20 protein-coding genes (1 of these 20 cut by a window edge) are annotated in these 22006 nt (G+C 39.5%); 6 read left to right on the top strand and 14 right to left on the bottom strand.

Annotated features, from left to right (window positions below; translation table 11 throughout):
* Positions 1-7: 7 nt before the first annotated feature.
* The 4 genes from QK255_RS02350 (at position 8) to QK255_RS02335 (ending at position 4127) form a co-directional block, all read left to right on the top strand.
* A complete protein-coding gene (locus QK255_RS02350) occupies positions 8-1039 on the top strand; it encodes an aldose epimerase family protein (protein WP_002291413.1) in 1032 nt (343 codons plus the stop codon).
* A 6-nt stretch (positions 1040-1045) separates the two neighbouring features.
* Entirely contained in the window at positions 1046-2233 is a 1188-nt protein-coding gene (locus QK255_RS02345; RefSeq protein WP_002291411.1) for a galactokinase, read from the top strand.
* A 153-nt stretch (positions 2234-2386) separates the two neighbouring features.
* Complete coding sequence (locus QK255_RS02340; RefSeq protein WP_002291409.1) at positions 2387-3769, top strand: Y-family DNA polymerase; 1383 nt, start codon at positions 2387-2389, stop codon at positions 3767-3769.
* Positions 3741-4127, top strand: a complete 387-nt coding sequence (locus tag QK255_RS02335) for a hypothetical protein (RefSeq protein ID WP_002291408.1) — start codon at positions 3741-3743, stop codon at positions 4125-4127. The genes QK255_RS02340 and QK255_RS02335 overlap by 29 nt, the downstream gene beginning before the upstream one ends.
* A gap of 121 nt (positions 4128-4248) precedes the next feature.
* Here QK255_RS02335 and QK255_RS02330 read toward each other — a convergent pair whose 3' ends face one another.
* The 14 genes from QK255_RS02330 to efp all read right to left on the bottom strand — a co-directional run bounded on the left by QK255_RS02330 (position 4249) and on the right by efp (position 19805).
* The gene (locus QK255_RS02330; RefSeq protein WP_002291407.1) at positions 4249-4917 is read right to left on the bottom strand and encodes a DUF421 domain-containing protein; all 669 of its coding nucleotides are present in this window, start codon (positions 4915-4917) and stop codon (positions 4249-4251) included.
* Between the two features lie 521 nt (positions 4918-5438).
* Positions 5439-6818 (bottom strand): FAD-dependent oxidoreductase, encoded by a 1380-nt coding sequence (locus tag QK255_RS02325; RefSeq protein WP_002291406.1) that lies wholly within the window; start codon positions 6816-6818, stop codon positions 5439-5441.
* A gap of 173 nt (positions 6819-6991) precedes the next feature.
* Complete coding sequence (locus QK255_RS02320) at positions 6992-8161, bottom strand: pyridoxal phosphate-dependent aminotransferase (protein ID WP_002291405.1); 1170 nt, start codon at positions 8159-8161, stop codon at positions 6992-6994.
* Positions 8136-9287: a M20 family metallopeptidase gene (locus QK255_RS02315; RefSeq protein WP_002291404.1), complete on the bottom strand. Its 1152-nt coding sequence runs from the start codon at positions 9285-9287 to the stop codon at positions 8136-8138. Before QK255_RS02315 ends, QK255_RS02320 begins: the two co-directional genes overlap by 26 nt.
* The gene (locus tag QK255_RS02310; protein WP_002314502.1) at positions 9247-10596 is read right to left on the bottom strand and encodes an aspartate kinase; all 1350 of its coding nucleotides are present in this window, start codon (positions 10594-10596) and stop codon (positions 9247-9249) included. The genes QK255_RS02315 and QK255_RS02310 overlap by 41 nt, the downstream gene beginning before the upstream one ends.
* A gap of 8 nt (positions 10597-10604) precedes the next feature.
* Complete coding sequence (locus QK255_RS02305) at positions 10605-11606, bottom strand: aspartate-semialdehyde dehydrogenase (protein ID WP_002291401.1); 1002 nt, start codon at positions 11604-11606, stop codon at positions 10605-10607.
* Between the two features lie 15 nt (positions 11607-11621).
* The gene (gene dapD / locus QK255_RS02300; protein WP_002291400.1) at positions 11622-12317 is read right to left on the bottom strand and encodes a 2,3,4,5-tetrahydropyridine-2,6-dicarboxylate N-acetyltransferase; all 696 of its coding nucleotides are present in this window, start codon (positions 12315-12317) and stop codon (positions 11622-11624) included.
* A gap of 5 nt (positions 12318-12322) precedes the next feature.
* The gene (gene dapB / locus QK255_RS02295) at positions 12323-13039 is read right to left on the bottom strand and encodes a 4-hydroxy-tetrahydrodipicolinate reductase (protein WP_002291397.1); all 717 of its coding nucleotides are present in this window, start codon (positions 13037-13039) and stop codon (positions 12323-12325) included.
* Positions 13036-13917, bottom strand: a complete 882-nt coding sequence (gene dapA / locus QK255_RS02290) for a 4-hydroxy-tetrahydrodipicolinate synthase (RefSeq protein ID WP_002291396.1) — start codon at positions 13915-13917, stop codon at positions 13036-13038. The genes dapB and dapA overlap by 4 nt, the downstream gene beginning before the upstream one ends.
* A 2-nt stretch (positions 13918-13919) precedes the next feature.
* Entirely contained in the window at positions 13920-14720 is an 801-nt protein-coding gene (gene dapF, locus QK255_RS02285; RefSeq protein WP_002291395.1) for a diaminopimelate epimerase, read from the bottom strand.
* Positions 14707-15966: a diaminopimelate decarboxylase gene (lysA, locus tag QK255_RS02280; RefSeq protein WP_002291394.1), complete on the bottom strand. Its 1260-nt coding sequence runs from the start codon at positions 15964-15966 to the stop codon at positions 14707-14709. The genes dapF and lysA overlap by 14 nt, the downstream gene beginning before the upstream one ends.
* Positions 15967-16253: 287 nt before the next feature.
* Entirely contained in the window at positions 16254-18149 is a 1896-nt protein-coding gene (locus QK255_RS02275) for an alkyl/aryl-sulfatase (protein WP_002292694.1), read from the bottom strand.
* Between the two features lie 127 nt (positions 18150-18276).
* Positions 18277-19044, bottom strand: a complete 768-nt coding sequence (locus tag QK255_RS02270; RefSeq protein WP_002292693.1) for a J domain-containing protein — start codon at positions 19042-19044, stop codon at positions 18277-18279.
* Positions 19045-19241: 197 nt separating this feature from the next.
* Positions 19242-19805 (bottom strand): elongation factor P, encoded by a 564-nt coding sequence (gene efp / locus QK255_RS02265; protein ID WP_002289434.1) that lies wholly within the window; start codon positions 19803-19805, stop codon positions 19242-19244.
* A 426-nt stretch (positions 19806-20231) separates the two neighbouring features.
* On the opposite strand from efp, the gene QK255_RS02260 reads away from it, so the two are divergent.
* Together QK255_RS02260 and QK255_RS02255 are read left to right on the top strand one after the other, a co-directional pair.
* Positions 20232-21149: a PLP-dependent cysteine synthase family protein gene (locus QK255_RS02260; protein WP_002292689.1), complete on the top strand. Its 918-nt coding sequence runs from the start codon at positions 20232-20234 to the stop codon at positions 21147-21149.
* Between the two features lie 12 nt (positions 21150-21161).
* Positions 21162-22006, top strand: the 5' portion of a protein-coding gene (locus tag QK255_RS02255) for a cystathionine gamma-synthase (RefSeq protein WP_002292688.1). The gene runs 301 nt beyond the window's last position; only the first 845 of its 1146 coding nucleotides appear in the window; the start codon lies at positions 21162-21164; its stop codon lies off the right edge, out of view.

Raw genomic sequence — 22006 nt, 5'->3', positions numbered from 1 at the left:
CTTGAAAATGAAGATTACAGAAAAAGATTTCGGCCAAGGTTATCATTTGATAACCTTTGAGAATAAAAACAAGCTAGTACTTTCTGTCTCTGATTTAGGTGCTAGGATCGTTCGTTTAAAAACAAATGATCAAGAATTAGTTTTGGGATTTGACACCGCTGAAGAATATATCGAAAAAGACCCGTATATCGGCGCATCTATCGGTCGCACCGCAGGGAGGATCGAAAATGGCCGCTTTTCTCTCAATGAAAAAACTTACCAATTAGCTATAGATCCAAAAACTGGGCATAATCTGCATGGTGGTTCTCCTGGATTTGAATTAAAAAAATGGTCTTATGTCATTTTGAATGGCGAAAATGAAGCTTCTGTCATTTTTACTACTACAAGTCCCGACGGAGAACATGGTTTTCCAGGTACATTGGATGTGGAAGTCCGTTATACTTTGACACAAGATAATATCTGGCGGGTGACCACTCGCGGCATCAGTGATCAAGATACTTTATTCAATCCGACAAATCATGTCTACTTCAACTTGACGGGAGATGCTTCTCAAACGATCGATCAACATGAGCTTTGGCTCAATAGTGAAGCTTACGCTCCTTTACGAGCAGACAGTATTCCTATAGGAGTAAAAGAAAATACTGCAGGAAATGCTTTCGATTTTCAAACGCCTAAAAAACTAGCGTCCGTTTTTGCTAGTGATTTGGATCAAAAAGAACTCGTTGACGGAATCGATCATCCATTTTTCTTAAAAGAATCTGGCTTGGATAAAGAAGCTGCTCGCTTGACTAGTCCGGATAAAAAAATCCAAGTAGATATCGCTACAGATGCTTCTAGTATGGTTATTTTCACTGCAAATTTCGGTCCAGAAACACCAGAAATGCGTGGTCGAAAACTGGCACATCACGGCGGCATCACATTTGAGACTCAAACAGCTCCAGGGGCAGAGCGCTTCTCAGCATTTGGTTCGATTCATTTAAAAGCCGGAACAACATTTGAAACAGTGACAGAATTCAAAATCAAAACAAGAGAGGAATAACTCATCATGGAAATCAAAAGAAGCTTAAACACAAAATTTGCCGAAACATTCGGCCCTAAAAAAACGACACAATACTTCTCGCCAGGTCGCATCAATTTGATTGGTGAGCACACTGATTACAATGGCGGTCATGTCTTCCCTGCTTCCATCACTTATGGAACGCAAGGTGTCGCCGCACCTAGAGACGATAATAAAATATTAGTTTATTCCACAAACTTTGATGATATCGGCGTCATCAGTTTTACTTTAGATGAGCTAGAATATGATAAAAAAGCAAATTGGGCAAACTACGTAAAAGGAATGGTCCTTAAATTAAAAGAAGCTGGACACCCAATTGATCATGGATTTGAGTTGTTGGTGGAAGGAACAATTCCTAACGGTGCAGGACTTTCCAGTAGTGCTTCATTAGAATTATTGGTAGGTGTTGTATTAGAAGATCTGTTTGATTTAAAAACGGATCGTTTGGAACTAGTCCAAACGGGTAAAAAAGTAGAAAATGAATTCATCGGTGTCAATTCAGGTATCATGGATCAGTTTGCCATCGGCTTCGGTGAGCTAGATCATGCGATTTTGTTAGATACAAATACGCTGAAATATGAAATGGTCCCAGTGAAACTAGATGGTTATGCAATCGTCATCATGAATACGAATAAACGTCGGGAATTGGCAGATTCAAAATACAATGAACGTCGCAGCGAATGCGAAGAAGCCTTGGCACGTTTGCAAAAAACTTTACCTATCTCTTCTTTAGGAGACTTAGATGAAGAAGAATTTGAATCAACTATTGACCAAATCGGTGATGATACATTGATACGCAGAGCTCGTCATGCTGTTTATGAAAATCAACGTACTTTGAAAGCAAAAGCTGAATTAGAAGCTGGAAACTTGGAAGCATTTGGACAACTGCTAAATGATTCTCACCACTCTCTTCGCTATGATTATGAAGTGACTGGGATCGAGTTAGATACACTAGTGGACGCTGCTCAAAAACAAGCAGGTGTCTTAGGTGCACGAATGACAGGAGCTGGATTTGGTGGCTGTGCGATTGCTCTTGTCAAAGAAGAAAATATACCTGCCTTCAAAAACAATGTCTATGATGAATATATGAAAGTTGTCGGCTATGCTCCAGAATTTTATGTTGCACACATTGGAAATGGGACAACAAAGATTGATCCAGAAGCCGTTCATGTTTGATAGAAAAATCAATGAACACAGCTAAATAAACAGATACAAAAAACCTCTCAGCAATTTTCAAACATGAGCAAAAGGCTCACATTTGAAAATTGCTGTTTTTTATTGACACAAAAAGGGAACATATGTTCTAATTATGTAGAAGAGGTGATTGTTATGTGGGCGAATCAAAATCCAGTATTTGTTTATGAAAAAGAACCTTCACGAGATATTTTATGTATTGACTGCAAATCTTTTTACGCCTCCGTAGAGTGCGTGGAAAAGGATCTTGATCCCCTTACAACTAAATTAGTAGTAATGTCCTATCCGTCTGATTCGACAGAAACACGGGGTAGCGGATTAATCTTGGCTTCCAGTCCTGCAGCAAAAAAAGCGTACGGCATCACCAATATCAGTCGTGCCAGAGATTTACCCTTCCCCTATCCAAGTGATTTATATATTGTTGCTCCAAGGATGGCCTATTATATGGAAAAAAACAGAGAAATCAATACTATCTATAAAAAATATGCAGATGAAGCGAACCATCATGTCTATTCCGTTGATGAAAGCTTCCTTGATGTAACAAATAGCATGGCACTCTTTGGTAAAACGAATGCGTACGACATGGCTAAACTGATCCATAAAGATGTATTTGAACAGACCGGAATCTACACGACTATAGGAATAGGCGATAACCCACTACTTGCTAAACTAGCCTTAGATAATGGCTCAAAAGACGGAAAACAAATGATTGCTGAATGGCGTTATGAAGATGTCCCAGAAAAGTTATGGACAATCTCAGATATCACTGACTTTTGGGGAATCGGCAAACGAACAGCAAAACGACTGAAACAAATGGGTATACATTCGGTTTATGATTTAGCTCACGCGGATTATTATCACTTGAAAAGCACGTTAGGGATCATCGGTACTCAGCTTTATGCCCATGCTTGGGGAATCGATCGAAGTTTTTTAGGGCAAGAATATATACCGAAATCAAAAAGTATCGGAAATAGTCAAATTCTAGATAGAGATTATACGAGGCAAGAAGAAATCGAGATTGTTATCAAAGAAATGGCCGATCAAGTCGGCACCCGCTTGAGACGATCTGCAGCAAAAGCACAAGTAGTCAGCTTATGGGTAGGATACTCCTTAGGTTATCTTGATCCAAATGGTAAGACCGGTTTTCACCAGCAAATAAAAATCGAAGCGACAAATGCTAGCAGAGATCTAGCAGAGGCTTTATTGACCATTTTCCACCAGCATTACCGCTGTCAGGATATTCGGCGTATAGGTGTGAACTGTTCCAACCTCGTATACGCGACAGGTTTACAGCTTAACCTTTTTGAAGATCCTGAGAAGCAGATAAATGAAGCGAAAGTTGATTTTGTAGTCGATACGATCAGAAAAAAATACGGCTTTAAATCAATCATCCATGCGCATAGTCTCTTGCAAGGAGGACGCGCCATCGCACGTAGCTCTCTCGTTGGTGGGCATGCAGGTGGTATGAGTGGATTAGAAGGTGGAAAAGATGAGACGGACAGCAAAAAAATTCATTGACTATAACGAGTATCGAGATCGTCCATTTGGATTAAAATGGGGGACCGCTTTTGCGATGGAAGAACTAGTCAACGGTATCAAAAAAAATGAAGAAGAAGCACGCAAACAACCTCTCCCTAAACAACAAATGACATTACAAGAAATCGATAGTATACTGACAGAAGCTTTTTTATCTCGTAAAGCAGTAATCATCCAGCTCAATTTAACAGATGAATTTGGAAGACTCTTAGATGAGGTTGAAGGTCATTTCATTGGTGAAGCCTATGAAGATTATTTTATGATCGACCATCAGCCGATAGTTTGGGAAGATGTACGGCATATTGAGTTAAAAGAAACAAAAAAATGGTTTGTGACATGAGAGGCTGTTCAATCAGCGTTTTGATCTTATTATTAGCTGATTGAACACCGTTTAGTGGAGGTTGCGAAAAAGTCGCTTAGTTTTGAGTATCAAGTCAAAGCGCTGATTTCACAACCTCTGTCTATCCATCTATCCGGTAAGACTCATGCATCACATCTTCTTTGTTTAGTACGTAGAACCCTTTTTCTTCTGACCATTCGACATAAATCAGCTGTTTTACGTCTGCATAGCCTTCTTTCTTCAAATTCTCCAGAAGCCACGATTCATCTAGTTGATTGGATTGAAGTACTTTATGCTGGATTTGTCCTTCATCCACTAGCAAGATCGACAAAGCTTTGTCATCATCTGATTTTTTCAATACACTCATTTGACCGGCATTCTCTAGGATAACATGTTTGGCATTTTCAAGAGAAAAGCATTCCTGCTGTCTTAAGATTGCTCGCAACTGCTCCATCTCGATATGGTTATTTGCCAACTCTGTCATGTTGATGACGCCGTCTTTGATTAAAACAGAGGGCTCGCCTTTAACCCAGCGATTGACTTTTTCATTTTTTTGGACGATACGTTCGATGCCATAAATCATTACTGCCCAAAGCGCAATGGCAAATAGGACATGACCTACATGGACATTGTCATCATAGGTTGATTCTTCTAAGATCCCCCCTAAAACAAGCGTATAGACTAAATCAAATGGTGTGACTTCCGACATGGATTTCTTCCCAAGCAAACGCACCACTAATAACAAGCCGATCAATCCGAATACCAGTTTCATTGTGATTGAAAAAACCATTCTTTCTCCCCCTAACTATCTGTTAATTAAATTATATATGCTTTCTCTCAAACACGCATGGAATATACAAGGAAGAAATGTATCCTTTCACTAAAAAAAGGACTGTGACACGAGTCGTGTCACAGTTCCTTATTCCGAACAAAGGGTGTTCAATCAACTGCCCCTCGATATTCGCTCAAAAAACGGCAAAATATGAGGAACTATTTTGCCGTTTGTTTCTCTAATACTCAGTTCAAAACACTGATTTTACAACCTCTTGGTAAACGGTGTTCAAAAGCTTGCATCTGCGGTAATAAGTCCAACCAAGTTAAAAACATAAGAAGCTGTTTTTACTTGACTGTTCTTATTACTTGATGCAGGGCAGCTTTTTCACAACCTCTGATACACGGTGTTCCAGAAGTAGCTTCTACGGAAATAAGCCGAAATTTCACAAAAATTTGAGAAGCAATTTCCGTCAATTCCTTCTTATTTCTTGAAGCTGACCACTTCTGTCACAACCTCTTTTCAAATATTTCGTTTCCTTATTCTACAAATGGTTCTTCTCCTAGTGCTTGTTGAGCGGCTAGATTCAACATGCTCCATTGTCGGTCAAAACCTGGTTGGAAGAAGAAGTCGGCTTCTGCCAGTTCTTCTAAAGTCAGTTTATTTTGTATCGCTAGTGCCAACACATTTCCTTGACCTGTAACATCATAGGTAGATAATACTGCTCCTCCTAGCAATTGATGGGTCATTGGATCTGAGAATAATTGGATGGACACTTTTGGATTTCCTTGTTCTTCTGGTACATATTTTGGTCGTAACGTATCTTCATAATAAGACACTCGTACATCTACTCCTGCTTTTGCTGCAGTGAAGCTATTCAATCCGCTTGCTGCAAAATGGTAGTCGAAGACACTTAATGCGGAGGAACCTACGACTCCGCCGAACGGTTTGTTTGGTACTTCTTCAAAAAGATGTTTTACTACATAACGTGCTTCTCTACGTGCAACAGTCGCTAAAGCGATCGGCATTTTTTTGCGTGCTGGGATAGAATAAGCAAGTGTAGCATCTCCTACTGCATACACATCTGGAAGATTTGTTTGCAAGTATTCATTCGTTTGGATCCAGCCACGTTCATCTAAGTCGACGATCCCTTTTAACCATTCAGTATTTGCCTTCACACCAGCAGCTTGGATGACTAAATCTGCTGGGATTTCTTTTTCACTTGTTTTGATTGCTTCCACTTTTCCGTTTCCGGTAAAGGCTTCGATTTTGGCGTTTGTCAAAACTTCAATACCGTTTTCATTTAGGTGTTGTTCTAAAATGTCTGTCATCTCAGCATCTAAATAAGTGCCTAAGGGTCTGTCGATCACATCAAGCAAGACGACTTCTTTCCCAGCTTTTCGGCTTGCTTCTGCTGCTTCGATCCCAATGTAACCAGCACCTACGACAGCGATTTTTTTAATAGCCGGATCATTTAATTTTTCTTTGATTTTGGTTGCCCAATTGTATCCACGCATCAAGTAGACATTTTCTAAATCTGCCCCTGGTACTGGCAAATTGTTTGGTTTGACACCAGAACTCAAGATCAATTTATCATAAGGATATTCTTTTGTTTCGTTATCTGATGCGCTAGTAACCGTTACTGTTTTTTTATCTGCATCGATCGTTTTTACTTCGTGATTATTTAAAATATGAACATTGGATTGCGGAAAGTTTTCTGGTCTGAAATTACGTACATCATTTACATCTGTTACCTTGTCTTCTAGATACAGCTCCATACCGCATGACATGAAGGAAACATAGTCTCCTGCTTCAAATAGCGTGATATCTACATTTTCACCGTATCGTGTCAATAGTTCCAAGATCGATTGATGCCCTCCATGAGATGCACCTACAATGACAACTTTGATTTTTTCCATTGATGAAACCTCCTTGAATATTCTTTTAAAATCATTCTAAACAATTTAAACTTAACATTACATCAGTTATGAATCAAAAGAAACGCGTTCATTTGAACCAAATTTAAAAAACAATCGGCAGCTTGCAGAATATACCGCGAAGATGCCGATTGTTTTTTGAGAAAATTCATGAATCACCGTTCTGTTAAAAAGTCTTTGATCCGTTTGCACGCTTCATGTAAGTTTTCCATACTGCTAGCATAAGAAATTCGTATATAGCCTTCTCCTTCTGGGCCAAATGCAATGCCAGGGATACACGCAACTTTTGCCTGTTCCGCTAAGTCTACACAAAACTGCCAAGAGTCGGTTTGAATGACAACTGGGAGTTTGCAAAATAAATAAAATGCACCGTTTGGCTGAGTCACTTCAAATCCTAAAGGCGCCAATTGCTGGACCAGATAGTCTCTTCGTGTTTGATATTGCTCTTTCATGTTCTCGCTATCTTTTACTCCATTTATTAGCGCTTCAGCCGCAGCTTTTTGCGACATCGTTGTAGCCGCAGTCACCAGATATTGATGGACTTTAATTAGTTCGTCAATAAGGGCTTTTTGAGCAAAAATAAACCCCACTCGCCAACCAGTCATCGCATGTGACTTGGATAGCCCGCTTATCACGATTGTTTGTTCCGGAAGATAAGCAGCTATGGACATATGCGTTCCACTGTAAGTCAATTCAGCATATACTTCATCACTTATAACAAATACCGGATATTTTTTTAAAACTTCAGCGATTGCTTCCAACTGGCTTGCAGACAATGTCGTCCCAGTGGGATTGTTAGGATAATTTAAAATGACTGCTTTGATAGCTGATCCATATTGTTCAAATGCTCGTTCAAATTGTTCCGGCTGACAGACAAACCCTGTGTCAGAAGTATCTATCGGGATCAATTCAGCACCAGCTAGTTCCACTAATGGCTGATATCCTGAATAAGCAGGCGCTGGAATAAGAACCTTGTCTCCTTCTTCTAAAACAGATAACAATGCAGAAGCAATCGCTTCCGTTGCACCAACCGTCGTCAAAACTTCCGTTTGCGGATCATAAGTTAATCCATAACGCTGCTGCTGAAACATACAAGCAGCTTCCCGCAGTTCCTCCAGTCCTCTCATTCCGGTATAGTGAGAAAAGTCTTCTTCAATCGCTGTTATTCCGGCTTGTTTGACATGTTCGGGAGTCGGAAAATCCGGTTCTCCCAAGGTGAGCTTGATCACATCTGGTATCGACGATATTTGCTGATCGAATTGCCGTATTTTAGATACTTCTATTCTAGAAAGCCTAGGATTAAATCGATTGGATAAATTCATCATTATTTACTCGCTCCTCTTTTGAACTGCTATCGATTTCTTCAAGAAGATTTTCTGTAAAAAGAATCGTTTTGTACCATTCTACACCATTTTCTAAAACATCCATATCAAAATCGAACGTCGGATCATGTAAAGCAGGGGTATCACCGACACCTAAAAAGAAAAATACACATGGATATTGTTGCGTATATATGCCAAAATCTTCGGCTTGAAGAACTGGATCCTCTAATTCATGTAGTTTGTTTGAATCCGACAATGCTGCGTATAAGCCTCTATGATTGATTACAGCTGGATAGCCGTCATTATAGCGGAAAGAAATAGTAGCTGCAGAGTGAAACTGTTCTGCTAAATGGGCTAATCCCCTCTTCAAATAATTTTGCATATCTGAACTGTAAGAACGGATACTTCCGGATACAATAACTTCTCCAGCTAAAACATTTCGGATCGTTCCACCTTGGATTTGACCAAATTTCATTAGATGATTCCACTCTGCCGGTAATTGCCGATCAAAATCATAAACATTTTTCAAAAATCGTACAGCTGCCTCCAGACTATCGATTCCTTTTTCACTAGAAGCAATATGCGCGGACTGGCCCTTGATGATAATGTCTGTTTCACTGCTTTGTGCCATCAAAGGTCCTGGTCGAGAAAAAACTTCTCCTTTCGCTAGTCCAGGCCATAGATGAAAGCCAAATATTGCTTGTACTTCATATTTATCTAACAATCCTGACTGAATAACACTTTGTGCGCCGCCGGAAATTTCTTCTGATGGCTGATAGATCAGTACTACATTATAAATAAGCTCCTCGATGTGTTCAGTTATAAAGTCGGTCAACCCTAAAAGCATCGCCATATGTCCGTCATGACCACATGCATGCATATACCCTTCATGCTTAGAAGCAAAAGAGAGATTTGTTTCTTCTTTGACTGGCAGTGCATCGATATCTGTTCGAAAAGCAATCGTTTCTTCTTGTTGATTATCAAAATAAAGAAGCAGTCCTGTTTCGCCGATTTCATGGATAACGGCTCCACTATTTTTTACTTGTTCATATAAATATTTTTTTGTTTTGAATTCATGAAATCCGATTTCAGGAATTTGATGGAGTGCCATTCGATATTCTTTCAGCATCCGTATTCACCATCCCTTCATAGATACCCTTCACTACGGTTTCATACTGATCATTCGGTACACCGATGATTAGATTCAACTCCTGTGCTCCTTGTGATAAGATCGATGTGCGAATTTCTAATTTATTCAATATCGATAACACTTTTCCAGATAAACCGATCAATTCTTTATGCGGTCCGCCAACGACAGAGATCAAAGCTAAGTCTTCGATCACGACGATTTCTTCCACGCCAAGTGTTTCTTTTAATTCTTTCGTGATGAGAAATAATTTATCGGCAATCGCTTCTGCTGAGACGATCACTCCGATATTGTCGATCCCTGAAGGAATATGTTCGATTGATATCTCATGTTTAGCAAAAATGCTCATTGCTTTCCAGATAAACCCGATTTCATCGGACATATGACGTTTGAATAAAGTGATCGAAAGAAAATCCTTGCGTCCAGCTATTCCTGTCAGTCCATTTTCCTTTTCCACTTCGTGATTCGATATTTTTGTTCCTTGAGCGAAAGGATCATTGGTATTTTTTATTTGGATGGGGATATCCGCCTCTTGAACTGGGAAAACAGCTGCTTCATGAAGAACATTAGCCCCCATATAAGCCATCTCTCTCAGTTCTCTAAAAGAGATTTCCTCGATGATTTTAGGATGATCGATGATTCTCGGATCAGCCATCATGATTCCTGAAACATCTGTCCAATTCTCATAACTCGCCGCTTGTAGCATTTTCGCCAGTAACGCGCCAGTAATGTCGCTTCCCCCACGTCCCAATAATTTTTCTTTGCCTGCAGGGTTTGCCCCGTAAAATCCTGGAACAACCATTTTCGGATATCTTTTAAATGCTTTTGTGATTTCCTGTGCTGTTTTTTCCTCATCGATTTTTCCATCATAGTCAAAGAACAGCAGGTCCTTTGCATCAATGAACTGGTAACCAAGATACTCAGCCATCAGTCGAGCAGTCAGATATTCACCTCTGCTTACTAAATAATCTTCAGTTATCTTTTCATCTTCCAGTTGTTTTTGTATGCGTGCCAGTTCCTCTTCCATAGGTAACTGCAGGTCAAGAAGGTCTCTTACTTGAATGAAACGTTCACAGATCCTTTCCCAAAGGGGTGTCCAATCAACATGATGCTGAAGGTAGGCATAAATCAAATAAAGTAAGTCTGTTACTTTGTCATCATCTGATGTACGTTTGCCTAAAGCAGAAACAACGATCACTTGACGATTGGGATCTGAAAGAACAATTGTACGGACTTTTTTGAATTGTTCTTCATGAGACATCGATGTTCCGCCGAATTTTGCTATTTTCAGCGTATTACTCATCTTGCCACCTCCGCTATTTTCTGCATTAAAGCTGCAGCAATCTGTACGGCATTCGCAGCGGCTCCTTTGCGTATGTTATCGGCAGTTGTATAGAACAACAGTCCGTTCTCTAAAGAGGTGTCTTTTCTGATCCTCCCAGCATAAACCGTATCTGTTCCTCTAGCAAGAATGCTCGTTGGATATTTATGTGCTGCTAGATCATCTTCTAATTGGATTCCTGGAAACTGACTGAGACACTCTTTAACTTCTTCAATCGTAAACTCTTTTTGCAACTGAACGGCCACCGAGACTCCGTGTCCATTCTCGATTGGCACACGTACACAGGTTGCTGATACTGGCAAATCAGGCTGATGCAGAATCTTACGGGTCTCATTTATCATTTTCTGTTCTTCTTTGGTATAGCCGTTTTCCAAAGGCTGATCGATTTCTGGAATCACCGTTTGACTAATATTATAAGGATACAAAGCTGGTTCCTCGTCATTTTGCGTGCGGTAAAGATCTTGGATACCTTTCTGTCCAGAACCAGAAACTGCTTGATAGGTCGAATAATTGACTCGTTGGATTCCAAAGGCTTCTTGTAAAGCTTTAAGCGGTAGTACCGCTTGAATGGTTGAACAATTTGGATTCGCAATCAGCCGATTCAATGTATAGTCTTCAAGATTGACCTCTGGAACGATCAATGGAATATCCGAATCTTCTCGCCATGCCGAGGAATTATCTATAACAAATAATCCTTGACTTCTTGCGATTGGCGCAAACTCTTTGGATACAGAAGCACCTGCAGAAAATAGCGCTAAATCATATCCTTCAAATGAAGTTTCTGTCAATTCCTGTACAGTGTGTTTCTTCCCCTTGAATACACAAACTTTGCCAGCTGAACGTTTTGACGCTAATAATTTCAATTGTCCTACTGGAAAATCATATTCTTCTAACACTTTGAGCATCGTTTGTCCGACTAATCCGGTTGCCCCCACAATACAGGTATCTATTTCGCGCATTTTTCTCCATCTCCTCTATAATTCGCGTAACGCAGCAATCAATGCTGTATTTTCTTTTGTCTGATCATCACTTATTTTCAAGACACGTGCAGGTATTCCACCGACAACAGTGCCTGCTGCCACATCTTCTAAAACCACTGCTCCTGCTGCCACGACTGCATCTTTTCCGATATGGACACCTTCAACAATCACTGCATTCGCACCTACCAGCACGCCATCTTCTACGATAACCGGTTTAGCCGATGCGGGTTCGATTACACCCGCTAAGACAGCTCCTGCACCAATATGGCAGTTTTTGCCCACTGTCGCTCGTCCACCTAAGACAGCACCCATATCAATCATCGTGTTTTCACCGATTACTGCACCGATATTGATAATCGCTCCCATCATGATCACGGCATTGTTGCCGATGGACACTTGATCTCTGATAATAGCACCTGGTTCGATACGGGCATTAATTTTTTTGATATCCAGCAAAGGAACTGCACTGTATCTTGCAGCAGTTTCGATTTCGATTTCAATGATTTTTTCCGCTTCAGCTTCTAAAACCGGAGCAATCGACTCGTAGTCACCAAAAACAACGAAGCTGTTTCCTTCACCAAAAACTTTGCTGTCTTTAAATTTGATTGGCTCGGTTACATTCAGATAGACTTTCACAGGCGTCTTTTTAGATGCCGTTTGAACGTAGCGGATGATTTCTTGAGCTTCCACGTTTCTTACACCCCTTTATCCATTAATAAATCTTCTAATTTGTAATAACCTGGTGGCTGATTTTTCAACCAGTCCGCTGCTTCTACTGCACCTGCAGCAAAGATTCGATTAGAAAAAGATTCATGTTTGACCGTAAATACTTCATCGGGAGCTGCAAACATTACCTCATGTTCACCAGGTAAAGAACCTGCACGAATACTGTGTACACCAATTTGATTTTCTTCTCTTTTTTGTCCTTGCCAGTTGTATACAGGCTGAAGCTTTTGTACTTCTTGGATTGTTTGAAGAAGCATATTCGCGGTACCAGATGGTGCATCTTTTTTACGACTATGATGTTTTTCAATCAGTTCGATCTGCCAGCCTTGCAACATTGCAGCTGCTTGCTTGATCAGTTGGTTCATCACCATGATGCCTAACGAAAAATTAGCACTATACATCACAGGTACCTGCTTGGCATGTTCTTCCATTTCTTGGAACTGTGATTGTGTATAACCTGTCGTGCCAATGACTAACGGAAGTTGATAAGACAAGCTATACGAAAGGATCATCTCTAAATTATCTGGATGAGAAAAATCAATAAGCAGTTCTGGCAGTTCCGTAAAAGCAAGTGTAGTTGCTTCTTTAGGTGCCGTCCGTAAAAGAAGGACCGTGTCTTCTCTTTCTTGTGCAACTTCTTCGACTCTATTCCCCATCTGTCCACTGCCAATCAGTCCGATTTTCATTTTTCAACCGTCCTTTCCCTTAGCAAAAGCTGAGCTAATTGTTTCTTTTTCTCTTCCGAAAGGGACACTAAAGGCAGGCGTAGAGGTCCTGAAGGTAAATTTAATAATGACATAGCTGCTTTGACAGGAATAGGATTGGTCTCACTGAACAAGGCATGGATCAGCTCAAGTGCATTTAATTGTTTTTCTTTTGCTTGCTGCCATCTTCCGTCCATCATATCTTTTACTAACTCATGGACTATTTTAGGCTGGATATTTGCCCATACACTGATTACACCGCTCCCTCCTACACTCATTACTGGCAGGATCAAATCATCATTTCCGCTGTAAAGGCTGAATTTTTCGCTAATCAATCGAGCGGCATCCATCACATAAGCCATATCTCCTGAGGCTTCTTTCAAACCAATGATATTAGGATGTTCTGCTAAATCTACTAGTACATGGATTGGAATCGACATGCCTGTTCTAGAAGGGACATTATATAAAATAAGCGGAATTGGTGAAGCTTCTGCAATTGCTGTGAAATGAGCAGCTAATCCTGCATCACTTGTTTTGTTGTAGTAAGGAGTGATGACCAAAAGTGCATCTGCGCCCAAAGAAGCAAAATGCTTCGCTTTTTCAATCGTTTCTTTCGTATTATTCGTTCCAGCTCCTGCAATCACCGGCACACGGCCAGCCACTTTCTTTACTGTCAGTTGAAGGATCTTCTCCTCCTCAGATTGTGTGAGTGTAGAAGATTCTCCTGTTGTACCCAAAACTAATAATCCGTCTGTTTGTTCATCTAAATGGAATTGGATCAATTTTTCCAAACCAGCATAATCTACTGATCCCTCTTCATTCATCGGCGTGATCAGCGCCACGATCGAACCTTTTATCATCTTCATTCCTCCAATATTCTTGTCCATTCATGAACTGCTGGACCAGCCATTTGTATCGTATCCTCACCAGAGATCATCAAGTCTCCTTGTTCCAAGTGAACGACTACCTGATCTGCTGAAATCTTCCCAGTTTCCTTCGCAACCGCATAAGAGGCACAGCAACCTGTACCGCAAGCAAGTGTCCAACCTACTCCTCTTTCATAGGTACGGACGGTCAATTCTTGTTCATTGACTACTTCTACAAAGTTGACATTGGTTTTTTCTTTGAATAAAGGATGATGACAGATCAGTTCGCCTCTTTTTTTCCAAACTTCCTCACGCGCATTTTCAACAAAAACAACGGTATGGATCGTCCCTAAAAATAAACTAGTGATCGTTACTTTTTCGCCACCAATTTCTATTTCCTGGTTTTTTATTGGATAAGATTGTGCAGCTTTGATTTTTTCTGGAGAATCATCTGGCACTCCCATATCTACGCTGCAATAAAAAGGTGAGGGATCCAACACCGTAATTTTTCTTGTGCCTGCTAACGTCTCTACGTTGAATTCCTGTTCATCCATCCTATTTTGATCATTCACATATCGAGCAAAACAGCGAATACCATTTCCGCACATAGGGGCACGGCTACCATCTTTGTTGTAATAGATCATTTCCAACGGATCGGTTTTTACGGCGATCAATCCGTCTGTGTCATATTTTTCTTTTGCGCATAAAGAAGCGGCTAATTGACTATAATTCGTATCCTCTGTGTAATCTAATAAGATAAAATCATTTCCACAGCCATTATATTTATGAAGGATCATAAGAAACTTCCCCCCTTAGTAGATCAGAAAATGCTTGTCTGCGAACAACCAGTCTTGATTGACCATTATTGACAAAAACAACTGCTGGTCGTGTCGCTCGATTGTAGTTGCTGCTCATTGAGTATCCGTAAGCCCCCGTGGAATAAACAGCTAAAAGATCACCTGATTTTGCTTTCGGCAAATAAGTTTCTTTGATTACCACATCTCCTGATTCACACATTTTTCCTGCAATCGTCACTTTTTCTGTTTTTTCTTCCGACAATTTTTCTGCTAAATCACAATCGTATGCTGCCTGATACAGAGCTGGGCGGATATTATCTGTCATCCCGCCATCTACAAAGTAATATTTTTTATGTGGTGTCTTTTTGATGAAGCCAATCGTGTATAGTGTTGTACCAGCTTCCCCAACAATACTTCTTCCTGGTTCGATCAGTAGTTGACGAATCGTCAGTTTTCGTTTGTCCAAAGCTTCTTCCGTATATTCAATCAGCTTTTTTAGTGCCTCTTCGATTGGGATTGGCTGATCATTTTGTGTATAACGAATCCCGAATCCTCCCCCGAGATTCAAGGAAAGTGGTTGCTCAAAATCGGTTAAGTAACTCGTCAATTTGTCGATTTCAGCTAGCCAAGCAGTAACATCAAAAATTTGTGACCCAATATGGGCATGAAAACCTTCTAACTCTAGATAGCTGCTTTCTTTTATCAATTGGAGAGCTTGCTGACACTCTTTACTTTCATAGCTCATGCCGAATTTTGAATCAATATGTGCAGTGACGATATATTCATGAGTATGGGCTTCTACACCGACATTCAACCGAAGCATGACATCGACTTTTTTAGAATAGCGTTGGCTTAATTCTTCTAATAACTCGACTTCCATCAAATTATCGGCAACAACATGCAACAACTCATTTTCAAGTGCATAGATCAGTTCTTCTGGGGTCTTGTTATTACCATGGAAATAAATAGCATCTCTAGGAAAATCAGCTTGCAAAGCGGTATAGATTTCCCCACCGCTGACAACATCCAGCCCAAATCCATATTCATGGACTAAACGTAGCATCTCAATCGTTTGGAATGCTTTAGAGGCGTAAAGCACTTTTGTATCAAAATGCTTCGATACAAAGCCTCGCTTGAATGACAGCATCGTTTGTCTCATCTTTTCTTCGTCATACACATACAGAGGTGTCTGATACTTTTCTGCTAATGTGCTTGCTGTGACTCCGCCAATTATCAATTCTGTCATTTTTTCATTCCTCTTTTCACATTTTTTCCGTTTTTATTGGAATTTCATTTGATAAAGATTTGAATTTTATTGGAATAATATTATACAAAATTTTCTGAATTGTCTAGTATATTTCGAAACATTTTTTTAAAACAAAAATAAAAATGGGTACAAAAAATAAAATATCCGAACTATCAGAAGAATATTCCTGCATACCAGCAGAGGTTTATCGCTGTTTAGCGATGATAAACCCTTTTTACTTCCATATCGTTCGGATATCTTAAATTTATGAGTTATTTCAACTATTTTCACGGTTCCATGATATTGAAATAGTTGTTTGTATCTGCTTTAAAAAGCATGGACCAGTTTCGTGGTTCACCCGAGGAATCAAGCATTTGCTGGAGGAATGCTAATCTTTTTCCTTCATAAATGAGCGTGACCTCCTCTTTGTCTGAAGAAATAGGATAATAAGTCAAAATTCCTTGCCAGTAATCGATGAAATAAGTCGTTGTCAATGAATGGATTTGACCATTTGAAAGTTGCCAATCATCTGTGAACTTTACCATGCCCGTCTGTTGTTTTTTGGTCGAGATAGTATGGATGCTTAAATAATCCAGCAACATTTCTCCATTCATCTGTGCCGATAACTCTGACGAATCAGCCGATTCAATTGAAAACAAGTCCACATCTTCCTTTAATTCCAGTGCTCCAGTCAAGTACTCATTTCGCCAAGCCCCAGATTCCGATTGATACCCCAATTGTGTCAACGATCGTCGGCAAAGCGCTCTTGCCTCTTTATTTTCAGGATCTGCGTAAATGACCAAATTCGTAACTTTTGCCGCCCATTGATAATTTCCTTTTTCATAATCTTCATGTGCTTTTTCTAAGATGGCCTCTGCTCCACCCATGTACTTTACCATTTGTTTCGCTTCCCGTTCAGGAGGAAGCGGATTTAAATTCACCGGATTTGAATCATACCAACCGATATACTTTTGATAAACCGCCTTGCTATTATGAGCAATCGTTCCGTAATATGGTCTTAGATACCACTGGTTTGTCAGCTCTTCTGGCAAAGCGACTTGTTCTGCTAATTCGTTTATGGTATACCCGGCATTGACAGCTTTAAGTGATTCATCATGAATTCCTTTATATAACCGTGCTTGGTCTAGTAAATACCTGTTAATAGCATCTGGTTCCTCCTCAGTGGCGTACCGCGGCCAAGTATGCGCATGGAACAATACTTTTGCTTTTGGTCCATAGCGCCGTTGTGCCTCGATAAGGTATCTCGACCAGCTTTTTCCATCTCGTATCTGTGCCCCTCGCAGAGTATAAAGATTATGCATCGTACAAGTGCAGTTTTCTGCCATCCAAAGCGCTTGATATGCTGGAATATACGTATTCATTTCGGCAGGGGCTTCTGTGCCAGGGGTCAATTGGAAATCCAGATCTAATCCATCGATAGCGATTATTTTATTTTCAGTGATCTCACAAGTAGGAAGCTCAAAACTGATCGTGCCTGTAGATTGTCCTTGTCCAATCCCAACAGATAAGGAACCAAATGGACTTTTTTCTAAGGAAGAGCCATATTGAAAGACTGCTCTTCTTCCCATGGCCTTCCCTACCATAAGGTTCTCAGAAATAGCAGCTTCCGTAAATCCTTCAGGTACATAAATCGGAACAGAAGGATCTACTTTGAAGTCTTTAAACAAACCGCGTATGCCACCAAAATGATCGACATGGGAATGACTGATAATGATTCCTGCAAGATTCCCCTCCACTTCTGGATACCCGTTTTCATTAAACCAGCGATCCGCAAACTCAATCGCTGCTCTTGAACATTCGATACTCATCAATGTATCAAAGACAATCCATTTATTGTTTGGAGTAAGAACCAGTGTGAGGTTGGCCATATCAAATCCCCGTAACTGAAAGATTTGCTCAGTGACACGAAAGAGACCCGTTTGATGGTTACATCGCGCATTTTCCCAAAGACTTGGATTCGCACAGTTTGGACATTCCTCTTCTAAAAATGCATAAGCTTTCTGGCTCCATATAACTTTTCCGTCTTGAATAATCTCTAAATGGTTAAAGGGAGCGACACAATTCTGGCTAGCTAACATAAATTCATGATTATCCGCAAAGTTCAATTGTTTTTTTACGTTGCTATTTTCTTTCTGTGTCTCTTTCGTCGTATGCTTCTCCATTATTCAGCCTCCGTTTTCTCTTTTTAAACTAATTTAATTATAATATTATTTTAATATAAAGAGAAAGAAAACGCTGTCTTGGTTATACAAGCAGTAGGAAAATAAAAGGAAACATGGCAATTTGAAACTATTTCAAATATTTATAGGCTTCGATAATCTCTTCGTACTTTTCTTTCGCATTTTCTTCTACGGATTTATCTGGATGATACTTCATGACTTTTTGTCGATAGGCATGTTTGATCTCTTCTTTTGTTGCCTGTTCATCTACACCTAAGATCAGCCTAAAATAAGCTTCCAGTTCAAAAGGCTCGTTGATTACTAAAGAAGTTTTTTCGTTGTTCCTATTTTGATCAGATGATTGTTGCGTATGATCAGAAGTATCTTTCTTTTCATTTTTTTCTTTGAGTAAAAAAGTGAATAAATACGTACACTTACGAAAATACTTATTCAAAGAATGATAAACAACTAAACGGATACCAATTGCTACGAGAGAGATCGGAACTGTCAACAAAATATTCCAAATCAAAGCTAATTGAAAAATAACATTTAATAAATAAAAAACAGTAATGATCGTCATACATGATCCTATGATCTGCAATGGATAAATACCATAAAATTGTAATAGACTAGACAACAGCAGGTAACTCAGTGGAATGCTTAAAAGAATAAATAATTTTACAGATAGATGCGCTTCTGTAAATCGTTGAAAATAATGGATGATAGGCTGAAAAAATTCCAATAATTCAATATATCGCCCACCTATTTCATTCGGAAGGAACATCGAAAACAAAACAACAATTATGTACAAAGCCACTTCTGGAAATGCAAGCGTTACAATTATTGCCCACAACAAAAAAATCAAAAGATAAAAAAACAGTAATAGGATGAATCCCATAAAGATTCCTCTCTTTCAAAATATTCGACAGATCACATCTTTCAATTAAATTGTATTTCAAAGTGTAAATAAAACAAATACTTTTTTATTTTTCAATCGGCTGATTCTACAAAAAACCTCTTGAAAGGCAGATCGGATGATCCACTTTTCAAGAGGCCAAGCTATGTTTTTCAACTTCTTATCAATTCGTCAGCTCATTATTTTGACGCACGTTTTACATAAGAACCTTCTGCTGTATTGATTTCCAATAATTCATCTGTTTCGATGAAGTCAGGAACATTGACCACTAAGCCAGTTTCCATTGTCGCTGGTTTACCTGAACCAGTAACTGTTGCACCTTTGATTGAAGGTTGTGTTTCCACGACACGCAACACGACAGTTGTTGGTAATTGAACACCGATAACTTCGCTACCGAAGAATTGGATTTTTACTTCCATGTTTTCTAGGATATATTTCATTTCTTCTTCTACTGTTTCTACAGGAATTTCATATTGTTCATATGTTTCCAAATCCATGAAGAAAGCTGTATCGTCCATCGTGTACAAATATTGCACAGGTTTTGTGTCGATATGTGCTTTTTCAAATTTTTCTTCTGGTCTGAACGTTGTATCGTATGTTGCGCCTGAACGGACATCTTTCAGTTTCATACGCATAACTGTATTTCCTTTACCAGGTTTATGGTGGCTTGCATCCAGAACTTTAATCAATTTACCGTCTTGAACGAATGTCATACCGGCTCTTAAATCACTTGCTGAGATCATTATTTTTGCTCCTTCTTTTCTTTATCATAATCAACTTTATTGTATCAGACAACCGGTCAGAAAACTAGAGTATTCTCTATCTTTTAAGGTTTCATGACTATTTGACAAAAAAAGTAAATACGGGTAAACGATACTATCAAAAAATTTTTCCTTTCAAGCATTTGACTTTTATTTTTTTTCATGCTATCGTTAATAAAAATTTTACTTGGAGGGATACACATGACAGTCAGCAACCAAAAACAATGGAATCGTTGCTGTTGTATGGTGCGTAAAAGCAGCATACTATTTGTCATGTCTATTAATTGCCCTTCATAGAATGAGTACCAGGTAACTTACCTTTTTGTCTACTCAATTTTTCTCTATGTCTTTCAAGGAGCTGATTTAATAGTCAGCTCCTTTTTTTATTATCTTTTTTAGGAGGTCCATATGATTATCTCGACAATTACAGAAGCTATTGGTTCTACACCGCTTTATCGCTTTGACAATCAGCACTATTCTATGCCTAAAGGTTCTGCTATTTATGCAAAACTGGAATATTTAAATCCAGGAGGAAGTATCAAAGATCGATTGGGCAGTTATTTGATCAAAGAAGGACTTGCCCAAGGAAAAATCAATGAAAAAACGACGATCATCGAACCGACTGCCGGAAACACAGGGATTGGGATTGCTCTGGCCGCACTCACACATCGGTTAAGAACGATTTTTGTTGTTCCAGAGAAGTTCAGCTTAGAAAAACAACAATTGATGAAAGCATTGGGAGCAAAGATCATCCATTCTCCTAGTGAGAAAGGAATCGTCGGTGCCATCAGCAAAAGTAAAAAACTTGCAGAAGAGATATCGAACAGCTATCTGCCTCTTCAATTTGAAAATAAAGATAACCCCGCTGCTTACTATCATACGTTAGGACCGGAAATCTTTCATGAAATCAAAGAAGATATCCATAGTTTTGTGGCGGGGATCGGTAGCGGTGGAACCTTTGCTGGAACTTCTACCTTTTTGAAAGAAAAATATCCCGACATTCGAATAATCGGTGTAGAACCAGAGGGCTCTGTGTTAAATGGCGGAGATCCAGCCCCTCATGAAATTGAGGGTATCGGTGTAGAATTCATTCCGCCGTTTCTTTCTCCCCTTTCAATCGATCAGATCGAGACAATCTCTGATATAGAAGGGTTTAACTATACTAGGCAATTAGCACGAGAACAAGGACTATTAGTTGGAAGTTCGAGTGGTGCGGCTTTTGCAGCAGCATTAAGAGAAATTCGTCGTTTACCACCTGGTCATCGTGTCGTTACGATTTTTCCAGACGCAGCAGACCGCTATTTATCAAAAAACATTTACTTATAGGAGGAAAGAAACATGCACATTCAAACAAAATTGATCCACGGAGGCATCAGTGAAGATTCCACAACAGGAGCTGTCAGTGTACCTATTTATCAAACATCCACTTATCGGCAAGATGGAGTCGGTCATCCTAAACAATATGAATATTCAAGATCTGGTAATCCTACTCGTTTTGCATTGGAAGAACTGATTGCTGATTTGGAAGGGGGTGTTCGAGGATTCGCTTTTTCTTCTGGTCTTTCTGGGATTCATGCCGTTTTTTCTCTTTTTGAAGCTGGCGATCATATCTTATTAGGAGATGATGTCTATGGAGGAACATTCCGTCTATTTGACAAGGTTCTTACTAAAAATGGTCTCGAGTACACGATCATAGATACGAGCAATCTTGATAAAATAGAACAATCCATCCAACCCAATACAAAAGCACTTTATCTTGAAACACCTAGCAATCCGCTTCTAAAGATTACTGATTTAGAAAAAAGTGCCACTCTGGCTCATCGACATGGATTGATAGTTATTGCTGACAACACATTTGCTACTCCTTATTTTCAAAGACCATTAGATCTTGGTTCTGATATCGTTGTCCACAGCGGCACCAAATATCTAGGCGGACACAGCGATGTAGTAGCTGGTCTAGTGACTACTAGACATAAAGAGCTGGCTGAGCAGATCGGATTTTATCAAAATGCTATCGGTGCCGTTCTTGGTCCTCAAGATAGCTGGTTACTTCAGCGTGGAATCAAGACTCTAAGTGTTCGTATGGAGGAACATCAAAAAAATGCTTTTGCAGTAGCTGATTTTCTTTTCTCTCATCCAGCAGTAGAAAAGGTCTACTATCCAGGATTACCCGATCATGAACT

This window comes from Enterococcus sp. ZQ21 (assembly GCF_030053755.1).
Lineage (GTDB): Bacteria > Bacillota > Bacilli > Lactobacillales > Enterococcaceae > Enterococcus_B > Enterococcus_B lactis.
Note: the sequence above shows the minus strand (reverse complement) of the source record. Positions and strands in the feature narration are given on the sequence as shown.